The following is an 11,644-nucleotide window of genomic DNA, read 5'->3' as shown; positions in this document are numbered from 1 at the left end:
TCAGTTTTGGTGATGTGACTCATGTGGCCTCCTGATTATTCGTGACCTCTCTTCAAGCTCATACTCCACTCCATCTGATCTCGCGCCGATTGGCGAAACGGAGATCAGCCTTCGCTTATCAAAACTGGAGAACATGTTATGCGTACAACTGTACTGGTTGCCCTTACATCACTCTTGGCCGCTGCTGCGCTGCCTGCACACGCGACCCTGGCTGATCGGAAGTCCGACGAGACTCATTTTGAAAACGCTCAACCGGCCCCGTACAGCGGCCAGCTCGTCATACGTGGTGAGATACAGGACCGTGATGCAGCAGGCCGTTCAGCAGAACCCGCCCCCTACAGCGGTCACATCGTTATCCGAGGTGAAGTGCGGCCTGAAAGCCACGGTTGAGCGAGAAGTCTTTCTTTGCGTCTTGGCACCAGGGACGGTGCGTTTTTTGTCAATCCGCTTCGGATGGCGTTACCGCCTCTCCCTCCAACCACGGTGGACGGTTACCAATCCGCTCCAACAGGAAATCAATAAAGACCCGTATCTTCGCCGTTAAAACATTAGATTTGGGATAAACCAGCCAGAGCGCCGGCTCTGCGTCCATCCGGAAGTCTCCAAGAACCTGTACCAGTGTGCCCTCCGAAAGTTCACGATGAACACTCCATAAAGCATGCATGGCAATGCCAGCGCCTGCCATGGTGGCGATCTTATAACTTAGCCCGTCATCAATGATCAGGCGGTTACCAGGCGCACGCGGGTTGAATTTACCCTGTTCACCATCTGGGCCAATCAGGTTGATGGTCGCCTGGGATTTAAACGCAATCAGTTGGTGGGAACAAAGGTCGTCGGGATGCTTCGGTGTGCCCCACTTCGCCAGGTACTCCGGGGAAGCGCACAACAATCGCCTGTCGTCTGCCAGTTTACGAGCCTTTAAATTACTGTCTGGAAGCACCGAGTCCCGCAATGCCAGGTCAAAACTTCCCTGGATAAGATCAAGCTCCATATCCGACAGTCGCAAATCCAGATTGATGCCTGGGTAAAGCTCCAGAAACTCCGGCATCAGCGGTAACACATACTGCTGGGCAAACGTGCTGGATGCAGTCAATCTCAATGTCCCAGCCACATGTTCATTGCCGGACCCCATCGCCGCCAGGGCTGCATTCTCCTGCGCCAGTATTTCTCTGGCGAAGGGTAAATGAGGTAACGGACCAACCCGGTAACGTCCCCGGCTAATGCGGCCTGCAATGGCGCCAAATCATTCGTCGCCCGGTAGCCTGAAATCCACTTCCTCAAGTGAGTCTGCCAGGAAGTCCAAAAATGCTCTTACCGCAGGAAGCAGCCCGCGGCGCGACGGGAAAACAGCGTGGAAAATCCCTCCGCGTGGTCGCCAGTCCGGTAAAATACTGACGAGATTGCCGTCAATCAGGTCCTGCCCACCGACGATGAGCGGCATTTTTACCACACCTAAACCACCCACAGCAGCTTTGAGCAACGTAAAGACATCATCGGTGACCAGGCGTGGCTGGTGATGGATTTTAACAGACGCACCAGCGGGCCCATCCAGGCACCAGACATGCTGTCCATCCCATTGCTCAAAATCGATACTGGGAAGTTTTGATAAATCATCGGGAGTTATTGGTTTCGGATACTGCGCAACCACCTCTGGCGCGGCCATCAAGCACTGAGGGCTTTTAGACAGCACTTTCATCGTTAAGTCACTGTCTTCGAGCGGCGGGTATCTCACTCGCAAGGCAACATCGAACCCCTCCCTGACAACGTCGATCCGTCGGCTCGTAGCCTCCATTTCGATTTTTACTTTCGGGTACTGCTGCATAAACCGGACAATCAACGGGGCCACCAGAAAGTAGATGATTCCCGGCGGGCAGCTCACCCGTATCGAACCCACTGGCTCGGAGCGGGAATGATCGATGACTTCCTGTGCCGCATCGGCCTCCACCAGCATTGCCACGCAGTGGCGATAATACTCTTTCCCCAACTCCGTAACAGTGAAGACACGCGGTGAGCGATTAATCAGTCGGGTATCAAGCCGACTCTCGAGCTCTGCCACGCGCCGGCTCAACTTGGATTTGGGTAATCCAAGTGCCCTGCCCGCTGGCGCAAATCCGCCGTGATCTACCACCTTCACGAAGTAAAAAAGATCGTTCAGATCCTGCATATACGATCGTCCTATATATAGAACTCTGAGTATAAGAATTAGTGCCTACTCAGGCCACCCTGGCTGAACTATCGTTAAATTTATTCCCTTTTCCAGTGCCAAAGGAGAGGGGGCCAACGACGACGGTGCACTGCGCCGTCTAAGCCCAGAAAGGAGAACGTCATGAGCAAACCCTATGTTCGACTCGATAAAAACGATGCTGCGGTACTGATGGTAGATCATCAGACTGGCCTGCTCTCCTTGGTCCGCGATATTGACCCGGACAAGTTCAAGAACAACGTATTGGCGATGGGTGACCTGGCTCAATACTTTGGGCTTCCGACCATTCTGACAACCAGTTTTGAGACTGGCCCTAACGGCCCATTGGTTCCGGAGCTGAAAGAACAGTTTCCCTCTGCCCCTTACATCGCCCGCCCAGGGCAGATTAACGCTTGGGACAATGAGGATTTTGTTAAGGCCGTTAAGGATACGGGAAAGAAACAACTGATCATCGCCGGCGTCGTGACAGAAGTGTGTGTTGCTTTTCCGGCGCTCTCTGCGCTGGCCGAAGGCTACGACGTATTCGTGGTGACGGACGCCTCCGGCACGTTCAACGAGCTGACCCGGCATTCGGCCTGGGACCGGATGTCGCAGGCCGGTGCCCAATTGATGACCTGGTTTGGGCTGGCGTGTGAGCTGCACCGTGACTGGCGCAACGATATTGAAGGCCTGGGAGCCCTGTTCTCAAACCACATTCCTGACTACCGAAACTTGATTACCAGTTACAACACTCTGCCTGAGAAGCAGTAGCGTAATGACGGGGTATTCGTGTCCTTCCAGCGAATACCTCCCCCAACCCATAGTATCTTTATACAGGGAATATCATCATGACTTCTCCCGCAAATTTTAATGGTCAGCGCCCGGTTATTGATCCAGACGACGCCGTATTGCTTCTGATTGATCACCAAAGCGGTCTGTTTCAGACCATCGGTGACATGCCCATGACCGAACTTCGAGCTCGTGCCACTGCACTGGCTAAGATTGCCACACTATCCAAGCTTCCCGTGATCACCACGGCATCTGTCCCCCAGGGCCCTAACGGCCCACTGATACCGGAGATACACGAAAATGCGCCCCATGCGCAATACGTGGCACGAAAAGGTGAAATAAATGCCTGGGATAACCCGGATTTCGTTGCGGCGGTAGAAGCAACCGGTCGCAAAACGCTAATCATTGCAGGGACAATCACTAGCGTGTGCATGGCCTTCCCTGCTATTAGCGCCGTAGCTGACGGCTATAAGGTATTCACGGTCGTCGATGCATCCGGCACCTACAGCAAAATGGCTCAAGAGATCACGATGGCTCGAGTTGTCCAGGCCGGTGTGGTTCCGATGGACACCGCTGCGGTCGCCTCAGAGCTGCAAAAAACCTGGCATCGTGATGATGCGCAGGCATGGGCGGAAGCCTATACCTATATCTTCCCTGCCTACCAATTGCTCATCGAAAGCTACGCCAGAGCGCAAGAGGTAGTCCAGAACAATGAGGCGCTGGACTCAATCCGATAATGATTGACTGATTCAGTCAAACGGCGTCGTCCGGTCAGGTTCTGTCGGGCGGCGAGCGTTCTAGGTATAGAACACTGAGTGCGAATATTGCTATCTATTCAGGGCCCGTACGCTGTTTTATCGTCACATTGATGCAGTAAAAACGTTGGGTCGATGGACCCGTTAGGAGGTCAAAGTGAAAAAGATTCTGACAACGTATGGTCCCCCTCGCGGTCATTGGGTGGGTGATGGCTTTCCGGTTCGTTCGCTCTTCTCCTACGATCGCATGGGCGCATCGAATATCTCGCCGTTTCTGCTACTGGATTACGCCGGGCCATCGGAATTTCCTCCGGCTCAACGTCCCCGGGGGGTTGGTCAACATCCACACCGAGGCTTTGAAACCGTGACAGTGGTCTACAGCGGTGAGCTGGAACACCGGGATACCTCGGGTGCAGGTGGGCTCATTGGCGAGGGAGACGTCCAATGGATGACCGCTGGCGCGGGAATCGTGCACGAGGAGTTCCATTCACAGCAATTCACTGAACAAGGTGGTTTGCTGAAAATGGTGCAGCTCTGGGTCAACTTACCAGCATCGGCAAAGGACACGCCGGCGGCTTACCAGACGTTGCTCAATAAGGATATCCCTCGTGTGTCCCTGGAAGATGATGGTGGAACGCTCCGAGTCATCGCCGGTGAGTATCTTGAGCATAAAGGACCTGCCAGAACGTTTACGCCAATCAATGTGTGGGATCTTAAGCTGGAGCCTGGTGCCCGTGTGAATTTGCCGGTGCCCAAAGGCCACACCACCTTGGTGGCAGTGCTGAACGGTTCAGTTCAGATCAATGACACTGATGTGTTGCGTGAGGCAGAGCTTGCGAACCTGGACAGAGAAGGTCAAGAGATTGTGCTGGAGTCCAATAATGACGCTCGGCTGCTTGTGTTGAGTGGAGAACCCATTGATGAGCCGGTCGTGGGCTATGGACCCTTTGTGATGAATACAGAGGGAGAAATCAAACAGGCCATGCTCGACTTTCAATCAGGAAAATTCGGCGCTCTCTAGCAAGGGTAAAGAGCATGAACTGCTTTTGAGGGGCTGACAGGACGTCGCCCCCAATCAATCAAAGATTGGGAAGCACGCTATGAACGAACAAGAGGCAGACGCCGCCCCAAGCATCCACTATGACTCTGGTCGATCCATCATAATCCGGCACACCGTGAAACCCGGACACCGTGACCACTATGAAACCTGGCTCAGGCAGATTATTGCCGCCGCAGCCCAGTTTTCCGGGCACCAAGGCGTTCATGTGGTACGACCGTCCGAAGGGCATGACACCTTTGAAATCGCGGTGCGCTTTTCCCATCCCGAAGAAGCCGACACTTGGCTGAACTCTGACGTTCGGCGGGAATTGGTATCCGACATCGTCCCGGCGCTGGCCTCTGAAGAACAGGTAGAGATTCAGACCGGCATCGATTACTGGTTCACCCCACCCACGTCGAAAGCCAAACAGCCTACTCGCTGGAAACAATGGCTCATTACAACAGCGGTTATTTGGCCACTCACGTTGATCGTACCAATGGTCTTTCAGCCCATATTCAATCAACTTCCAGTGCTTGCGTTATGGGGTGTGCGTCATGGCTTGGTCGCAGCCACTGTTGTCGCACTAGTGGTTTATTTGATCATGCCCCGAGTGGTTCGACTCGTTGCAAACTGGCTGTTTCGTTAGTCGACAGTGCTAGGGGCAGAGGTACAGATCGATTTTCTATGGCAGTTTTGCCGTACGACCGGCGGGAAGATATGGTAAAGACCTGCGGCCTTTCGCACTTGTTTGGACACTAGGGAACACAACACTGAGGGAAATTGCTATGACGCTGAAACTTCAAACAATCATCTGCAGCACGCGCCCTGGAAGGGTTGGCCCATCGATCGCTAAATGGTTCAACGAATTCGCCAATGCCGACGGACGATTTGAGTCGGAGCTTGTCGACTTGGCAGATTTTGAACTACCGGTCTACAACGAACCAAACCATCCGCGTTTACAGAAATACGAGCATGATCATACCAAGGCGTGGTCAAAAAGCGTCGATGCAGCTGACGCGTACGTTTACGTTATCCCCGAGTATAACTATTGCCCTCCCCCCTCCTTCACAAACGCGCTGGATTACGTGTACACCGAGTGGAACTACAAGCCGTGCGGGTTTGTGAGCTACGGTGGCGTATCCGGTGGTCTGCGCTCGGCGCAACTCGCGAAACAGCTGGTAACGACATTGAAAATGATGCCAATGATGGAGGGCGTGATGGTTCAGATGCCCTGGAACCTCCTCGATGAGAATAAGGTGTTCCAGGCGAGCGAGCATCACGAAGGTTCCGGGAAAGCGATGCTGGAGGAGTTGGAGAAATGGGCCAGTGCCTTGCAATCGATCCGTAAGGGATGAGAGCAGACGCTGAATCTGCACCTCCATGCGCCTATCACGGCATTCAGATTGCGGACGCTAATCAATAGGTGTGTGTTGGTGCTGAGGGCGGCCCAGGTTATCCAAACGCCCGCTTAACCCAGTCCATACGGTCCTGGCCGAAGAACATTTCGTCGTTGACGAAGAAGGTGGGGGCTCCGAACACGCCCCTCTTGGCAGCGGCATCCGTCGCCTCGATCAACGCTGTTTTTATCTGCGGCTGAGCCATTGCGTCCGCTACCTGTTCCGGATCAAAACCAGCGTTGGTTAGGATCGCCCTCAATGCCTCCGGGGATGAAAGGTCCTCCCCCTGGGCCCATGCGGCTGAAAACATTGCCTGGTTGTAGGATTCGATCTGTCCGTTCGATAGCGCCCAGAGCGCGCCTCTCATTGCATTGACGGTGCTGAAAATAAAGTGAGGATTTAACTGGAACGGAATGCCATAGTGATCGGCATGGCGTTGAAAGTCGGTTTTGATCCATTCCCATTTGGCTGGGACGGTCACCGGAGACGTATTGCCTGTGGCCTTGAGGATGCCCCCGAGAAGAATCGGCTTGTAATTGATATTGGCGCCCGTCCCCTCAGTGAGTTCCTTCAACCGCATCCATGCGAAATAGGACGCGGGGCTTATGAAATCATAGTAAAAGTCGATATTCGTACTCATCATCGTTACCTCTAGTTGGAAAGGGTTTACCAAGGCTCAGAAAATGGCCGCGCATCCTGCTCGAATGTCCAGGCTGACCGGGGCTGTGTATGGAGATGCCAGTAAATGTCGGCAAGATCATCGGGCTCGATGATGCCACCCTCCCCCTTACTGGCATAAAGATCAGGCAGAAACTCAGCGGTCGCCTCGTTTCGGATCAGTCCATCAACAATAACGTGACCTACGTGGATTCCTTTTGGTCCAAGCTCCCGCGCCATGCTTTGAGCCAGGGCCCGTAACGCGTGCTTGCCACCCGCAAAGGCTGAAAAACCGGCCCCACCTCTCAGGCTTGCCGATGCACCGGTGAACAGGATGGTACCCTCGTTACGGGTCAGCATCTTCGCCGCCACCTCCCGGCCCACCAGAAAGCCCGCCAGCGCACACATCTCCCAGACTTTCTGGTACACCCGGGCGGTTGTTTCGCAGAGATCGAATCGAACGTTTCCACCCACGTTGAAGATAGCAACCCGTATAGGGCCCAGCTCTGATTCCACCCGATTGATCAGCTCCGTTACTTGCGTCTCATCACGGGCGTCGGAATGAATTGCCGTTGCCGTGGACCCTATGTCGCTGATTTCACGACCGAGCTTTTCCAGATCTCCCCGGCGACGGGTTACCACGAGATGGAATCCTTCCCTGGCAAATCGGCGTGCGATCGCCGACCCTAAATGATCACCAGCCCCAACCACCAGCGCGATGGGTTTGTCGGTCGTGCCCATGTTCCTTCCCCTTATTCCGTTGTGATGCTGGTAAAAGCGTATCCCACCCAATAACATAATTAAAATCGATTATATGAATGCCAACCACAACCAATGGTTATGTTATGGAGTTGCAGCAATTACGCCTGTTTCTGGCGGCCGCAGAATCAGAGAGTTTCACTCGCGGGGCACGAAGAGCGTTCGTTTCACAACCCGCTCTATCGGCATCCATTGCGAAGCTGGAAGATGAACTTGGGGTTAAACTATTTACCCGGAACAAGCGCAACGTTGTATTGACGCCAGCGGGAAGGACCCTAATGAAGCGCGCAACTCGAATTGTTGAAGAATGCAATAAGGCTCGTGACGAGCTGAAACATCACGATCAACAACGCATGATCAGGCTTGGTGTTATAAACACCTTATCCATTGCGCACGTTGCCCGCTTGATCGAGCCTTACCGGCGAGAAAATCGCAGATTAAGATTGCAGGTGTTTGACGCGAACAAGGAAGAAATGGAGAAACTGGCAGAAAGCGGCCGAATCGATATGGCTTTAACTCTGCTCACGGAACGTCCTGGCAACGGTCGTCGTTTTACTCACTCGAAACCGCTCTTTTCAGAGTCCTATAGCGTCGCAATGGCCACTCACCATCATCTCAGCAAGTCACCGTTACTCACGCTTGCGGACCTGGAGAATGAACCGTTTGTCTCGCGGTCTCATTGTGAGTATCGACAAATGCTGCAACACCTGTTGAAGTCAACTGGCACGCGCCTGAACGTAGCGTACGTAACCAATCAGGATGACCGTGCACTGTCCCTGGTGGAACAAGGTGTTGGAATTGCGATCGTTCCGGAACACTACGATTCACCCAATATCGTCAAACGTCCACTTACTGAACTCTCAGCAAAACGGTCGATTGGTTTTGAGTGGGGAATTAGCGAGAATCAGGACGAAGTTGATCGGTTTGTTGACTTTGCCTTGACGGCCCGATGGCCTGACTAAGGAGTCCCATCATAATGAAACTTGTCTGGCTTCACGGCCCGCCGGCTGCAGGGAAACTGACGGTTGCCAAAGCGCTTGAGAAAGAACATGGCTTCAAGCTTTTTCATAACCACCTGGCCGTGGACCTCAGCCTGTCCATCTATGATGAATTCGGGGAGAAGGACTTCCACGATTTCACCAACTCGATCCGACGACAAGCGCTATCCAAGGCGAATGAACTGGGAGTGCAACGGATTGCGATGACCTTCATGACATGCGCAGAAGAGGACAGGGATGAAATAAAACGGTATCTCGATTTTTTTGAGTCGGAAAATATTCAGGTGTTCCCTGTCCACCTTTTGCCAAGGCATGACGTGCTAATCAACCGTTCCAGCAGTACTGAGCGCCAAAAGACCCACAAAATTTCATGCGAGAAACACCTTTCAGAGCTGCTGTCGCAGTGGAGGTTCCTCCCTATTCATCATATCAATACGCTGGAAATTGATAACTCGGAGAAACCCGCCAAAGACGTTGCACGCCAGATCATGCATCATCTGGAAACAAACTGAAGCGCCATCGGACGAACTCGCGTTTTTTGTCACCGATCTCTTAATTGTTGCTTCAGATATTCCATGGCATAGCGAGCGCGCGCAGACAGGGGCCATTCCGCCCGGGAAATCATCCAGAGCGAATCCACCACGTCCCTTTCAAGCGTCATAACCTTGATTTCGCTGTGTCGGGCAAAGGCCTGCCTCGCGTATTGCGGTAGTACGGTAAAGCCCATGCCCCTGGCTACGGGTTCGAGAATTAAGCCTACCTGATTAACAAAACCGCGCACCGGAATATTGCGGATTCCAGGCTCCCCCGGAAAGCAGCGGCTCAACAGGCGCGTTGCCATGGCCCGGCCATCAGGGTGGTCGATATAGCCTAATCGCTCCAAATCCGCCCAGCTCGATACCGATTGCCCTGCCGGCACAATCAGTTCCAGTGGCTCTCCGGCGAAGTGGGAGGACGTCAAGTGGGGATCGTCAGGCTTTGCCGTAACCAAGCCGATCTCATAGCGTTTACCCAAGACCGCATCCAATATTTCCGTATCCGGTGCAAATCGATGACGGACCACCAAATCAGGATGCTGCTCCTGCAGATCGAGCAACAGTGGGTATAGCAGCAAGCCGCAGCTCCCCGGCGTGATAAGACTGAGCTCACCTTTTGTTTTATCGCCTTCCGACATTCGCAGGCGTAAGCGCATATCGGCCTGTTCCATCTCATCACAATACGCCAGGAGTGCGTGGCCGGCCGGTGTTAACTCCATCCGTCGAGGTTGCCGTATCACCAGGGTCCCCAGCTGTTCTTCAAGATGTCTTACATGCTGACTGACGGCTGCCTGGGTCAGGCCGAGCTGGTCGGCTGTCCGGGTAAAACTGCCGACGTCTGCAAGTACAACGAACGAACGTAACCATTGGGGATTAAGCATAAGAAACTCTTATTAATTTGATAAACAATGACCTGTTTATATTATAGCAATTGCCGCTTACTCTGGTTCTACACTTTCCAGAGGAGAAGAACCATGAGCACCACTTACCCACGCAGTTTTTCCCATATCGGGATTTCGGTGACCGACCTTGATGCCGCTGTGAAGTTCTATACAGAAGTAATGGGCTGGTATCTGATCATGCCGCAAACCACTATCACGGAAGATGACAGCCCTATTGGGGTCATGTGTACCGATGTGTTTGGTGCAGGCTGGGGCTCTTTCCGGATTGCTCACCTTTCCACCGGCGACCGGATTGGTGTGGAAATCTTTGAATTCAACAACGCAGAAAAGCCGGAAGACAACTTCGAGTACTGGAAAACCGGCGTGTTTCACTTTTGTGTCCAGGACCCGGACGTGGAAGGCCTTGCAGAGAAAATCGTTGCGGCAGGCGGTAAACAGCGCATGCCAGTTCGTGAATACTTCCCCGGCGAAAAGCCCTACCGCATGGTTTACATGGAAGATCCGTTCGGAAACATTCTCGAGATCTACAGCCACAGTTACGAGCTGACCTACTCCGCAGGCGCTTACGAGTAATCCGGTATTCGGTGGGCAATGACCCACCGACCTTTCGTTAACCTAGGTGTGAGCAAGGGCGCTCACAATTCGACACGCGAACGCCCTCGCCTGACACGCACCATGTCCGCAACGATGGCCAGTGCAATTTCAGAAGGGGTTTTACTGCCGAGGTTGAGTCCGATGGGCATGTGGATCCGCTCAACGTCTTCCTTTGACAGGCCACCAGTCCGACGAAGTCGTTCGGATCGGGCCTGGGAAGTACGAACAGAGCCCATCACACCAATGTAGCTTGCCGAGGTTTTGACAGCAGCCATCATGGCCAGATCATCAATGCGGGGGTCATGGGTTGCGGCGACTATCGCTGTGGAGGGCGTGCAAGCACCAGGCGAAGCGATATACAGCGACGGCAGTTGGGGCACAAACTCAACACCCGGCGGCAGGCTCATGCCATTGGTGACTTCCTCCCGTGGGTCACACAGCACCACCTCATAACCAAGGCTTAAGGCGAACTGTGCACAGGCCTCTGATACCGTTGAATAGCCGGCAAGAATTAGCTTGGCGACGGGGCCAATACGAACCGTCACCGTCTCTTCGGTTTCATTTTGCAACACCCGCGGCCCCGTGGGTTCAGCATCGGACAGCCACCACACTGCATCCGTTAATCTGATATGTCGTGCGATTTCATTTTGGCCGGACAGGGCCTGCTGAATCCGCTCAAGGTGATCCCGGGTCTTTGCGGTGGCAACCATACGTTCCACCAGGACGTCGAGAATGCCCCCGCACGGCAAGCGAATACGGGGGCTCTCCGGGCTGTTGCTGCCCGGGTCGCCATAACGAACAATAACAGCAGGTTGTTCGTACTCTCCGGCGGCAACGCGCTCGAGGAAGTCTTCCTCGACGCAACCACCCGAGAGCGAGCCCACATGATGTCCATCCGAGGTGGCAACCATCAGTGAGCCCGGCTCCCTGGGCGATGATCCGAAGGTAGACAACACCGTGCACAACCAGATCGTCCGGCCACTCCCCAACCATTCGATCGCCTGCTCCACTACCCGAGCATCCAGACTTTGCATGG

At 53.8% G+C, this 11,644-nt stretch carries 15 protein-coding genes; 9 read left to right on the top strand and 6 right to left on the bottom strand.

Features of this window, described 5'->3' with window-relative positions; genetic code table 11:
• Nucleotides 1–138: 138 nt before the first annotated feature.
• Nucleotides 139–390: a hypothetical protein gene (locus tag JJO78_RS08190; protein WP_036207210.1), complete on the top strand. Its 252-nt coding sequence runs from the start codon at nt 139–141 to the stop codon at nt 388–390.
• A gap of 49 nt (nt 391–439) precedes the next feature.
• On the opposite strand, the gene JJO78_RS08185 is transcribed toward JJO78_RS08190, so the two are convergent.
• Entirely contained in the window at nt 440–1,132 is a 693-nt protein-coding gene (locus JJO78_RS08185) for a substrate binding domain-containing protein (RefSeq protein ID WP_228209659.1), read from the bottom strand.
• A gap of 111 nt (nt 1,133–1,243) precedes the next feature.
• Nucleotides 1,244–2,164: a LysR substrate-binding domain-containing protein gene (locus tag JJO78_RS08180; RefSeq protein ID WP_126812736.1), complete on the bottom strand. Its 921-nt coding sequence runs from the start codon at nt 2,162–2,164 to the stop codon at nt 1,244–1,246.
• Between the two features lie 162 nt (nt 2,165–2,326).
• Between JJO78_RS08180 and ycaC the strand changes: the two genes are divergently transcribed.
• From ycaC to JJO78_RS08155, 5 genes are all read left to right on the top strand, one after another.
• On the top strand, nt 2,327–2,953 hold the full coding sequence (ycaC, locus tag JJO78_RS08175; protein ID WP_041334861.1) for an isochorismate family cysteine hydrolase YcaC: 627 nt from the start codon (nt 2,327–2,329) through the stop codon (nt 2,951–2,953).
• 77 nt (nt 2,954–3,030) lie between these two features.
• Nucleotides 3,031–3,708, top strand: coding sequence for a hydrolase (locus JJO78_RS08170; RefSeq protein WP_199480765.1), 678 nt, complete (start codon nt 3,031–3,033; stop codon nt 3,706–3,708).
• Nucleotides 3,709–3,883: 175 nt separating this feature from the next.
• On the top strand, nt 3,884–4,747 hold the full coding sequence (locus JJO78_RS08165; RefSeq protein ID WP_228209658.1) for a pirin family protein: 864 nt from the start codon (nt 3,884–3,886) through the stop codon (nt 4,745–4,747).
• 79 nt (nt 4,748–4,826) lie between these two features.
• Entirely contained in the window at nt 4,827–5,411 is a 585-nt protein-coding gene (locus JJO78_RS08160; RefSeq protein ID WP_151982158.1) for an antibiotic biosynthesis monooxygenase, read from the top strand.
• A 139-nt stretch (nt 5,412–5,550) separates the two neighbouring features.
• Nucleotides 5,551–6,120 (top strand): NADPH-dependent FMN reductase, encoded by a 570-nt coding sequence (locus tag JJO78_RS08155; RefSeq protein ID WP_036207193.1) that lies wholly within the window; start codon nt 5,551–5,553, stop codon nt 6,118–6,120.
• Nucleotides 6,121–6,217: 97 nt separating this feature from the next.
• Here the strand turns inward: JJO78_RS08155 and JJO78_RS08150 are convergent, their stop codons facing one another.
• Both JJO78_RS08150 and JJO78_RS08145 read right to left on the bottom strand, forming a co-directional pair.
• Nucleotides 6,218–6,802 (bottom strand): 2-hydroxychromene-2-carboxylate isomerase, encoded by a 585-nt coding sequence (locus tag JJO78_RS08150; RefSeq protein ID WP_151982156.1) that lies wholly within the window; start codon nt 6,800–6,802, stop codon nt 6,218–6,220.
• 26 nt (nt 6,803–6,828) lie between these two features.
• Nucleotides 6,829–7,560, bottom strand: a complete 732-nt coding sequence (locus JJO78_RS08145; RefSeq protein ID WP_085680699.1) for an SDR family NAD(P)-dependent oxidoreductase — start codon at nt 7,558–7,560, stop codon at nt 6,829–6,831.
• 77 nt (nt 7,561–7,637) lie between these two features.
• Here JJO78_RS08145 and JJO78_RS08140 point away from each other — a divergent pair, with 77 nt between their 5' ends.
• Both JJO78_RS08140 and JJO78_RS08135 read left to right on the top strand, forming a co-directional pair.
• Entirely contained in the window at nt 7,638–8,540 is a 903-nt protein-coding gene (locus JJO78_RS08140; protein ID WP_226909917.1) for a LysR family transcriptional regulator, read from the top strand.
• Between the two features lie 14 nt (nt 8,541–8,554).
• Nucleotides 8,555–9,088 (top strand): hypothetical protein, encoded by a 534-nt coding sequence (locus tag JJO78_RS08135; protein ID WP_085680703.1) that lies wholly within the window; start codon nt 8,555–8,557, stop codon nt 9,086–9,088.
• A 29-nt stretch (nt 9,089–9,117) separates the two neighbouring features.
• Here the strand turns inward: JJO78_RS08135 and JJO78_RS08130 are convergent, their stop codons facing one another.
• A complete protein-coding gene (locus tag JJO78_RS08130) occupies nt 9,118–9,993 on the bottom strand; it encodes a LysR family transcriptional regulator (RefSeq protein WP_085680705.1) in 876 nt (291 codons plus the stop codon).
• A gap of 93 nt (nt 9,994–10,086) precedes the next feature.
• Here JJO78_RS08130 and JJO78_RS08125 point away from each other — a divergent pair, with 93 nt between their 5' ends.
• Nucleotides 10,087–10,587 (top strand): lactoylglutathione lyase family protein, encoded by a 501-nt coding sequence (locus JJO78_RS08125; RefSeq protein ID WP_151982154.1) that lies wholly within the window; start codon nt 10,087–10,089, stop codon nt 10,585–10,587.
• A gap of 62 nt (nt 10,588–10,649) precedes the next feature.
• Here JJO78_RS08125 and JJO78_RS08120 read toward each other — a convergent pair whose 3' ends face one another.
• Complete coding sequence (locus JJO78_RS08120) at nt 10,650–11,642, bottom strand: XdhC family protein (protein WP_127402384.1); 993 nt, start codon at nt 11,640–11,642, stop codon at nt 10,650–10,652.
• Nucleotides 11,643–11,644: the final 2 nt, after the last annotated feature.

The sequence above is a fragment of the Marinobacter sp. DS40M6 genome (assembly GCF_028581595.1).
GTDB lineage: Bacteria > Pseudomonadota > Gammaproteobacteria > Pseudomonadales > Oleiphilaceae > Marinobacter > Marinobacter salarius.
The sequence above is the reverse complement of the archived record's forward strand: the minus strand, read 5'-3'. Positions and strand labels throughout refer to the sequence as shown.

Bases quoted from the DNA above. Each gene is read 5' to 3' on its own strand.
- ycaC (WP_041334861.1), top strand. From the start codon at position 2,327: ATGAGCAAACCCTATGTTCGACTCGATAAAAACGATGCTGCGGTACTG.
- JJO78_RS08130 (WP_085680705.1), bottom strand. From the start codon at position 9,993: ATGCTTAATCCCCAATGGTTACGTTCGTTCGTTGTACTTGCAGACGTC.
- JJO78_RS08190 (WP_036207210.1), top strand. From the start codon at position 139: ATGCGTACAACTGTACTGGTTGCCCTTACATCACTCTTGGCCGCTGCT.
- JJO78_RS08155 (WP_036207193.1), top strand. From the start codon at position 5,551: ATGACGCTGAAACTTCAAACAATCATCTGCAGCACGCGCCCTGGAAGG.
- JJO78_RS08185 (WP_228209659.1), bottom strand. From the start codon at position 1,132: ATGGGGTCCGGCAATGAACATGTGGCTGGGACATTGAGATTGACTGCA.
- JJO78_RS08180 (WP_126812736.1), bottom strand. From the start codon at position 2,164: ATGCAGGATCTGAACGATCTTTTTTACTTCGTGAAGGTGGTAGATCAC.
- JJO78_RS08140 (WP_226909917.1), top strand. From the start codon at position 7,638: ATGCCAACCACAACCAATGGTTATGTTATGGAGTTGCAGCAATTACGC.
- JJO78_RS08170 (WP_199480765.1), top strand. From the start codon at position 3,031: ATGACTTCTCCCGCAAATTTTAATGGTCAGCGCCCGGTTATTGATCCA.
- JJO78_RS08120 (WP_127402384.1), bottom strand. From the start codon at position 11,642: ATGCAAAGTCTGGATGCTCGGGTAGTGGAGCAGGCGATCGAATGGTTG.
- JJO78_RS08135 (WP_085680703.1), top strand. From the start codon at position 8,555: ATGAAACTTGTCTGGCTTCACGGCCCGCCGGCTGCAGGGAAACTGACG.
- JJO78_RS08125 (WP_151982154.1), top strand. From the start codon at position 10,087: ATGAGCACCACTTACCCACGCAGTTTTTCCCATATCGGGATTTCGGTG.
- JJO78_RS08160 (WP_151982158.1), top strand. From the start codon at position 4,827: ATGAACGAACAAGAGGCAGACGCCGCCCCAAGCATCCACTATGACTCT.
- JJO78_RS08150 (WP_151982156.1), bottom strand. From the start codon at position 6,802: ATGAGTACGAATATCGACTTTTACTATGATTTCATAAGCCCCGCGTCC.
- JJO78_RS08145 (WP_085680699.1), bottom strand. From the start codon at position 7,560: ATGGGCACGACCGACAAACCCATCGCGCTGGTGGTTGGGGCTGGTGAT.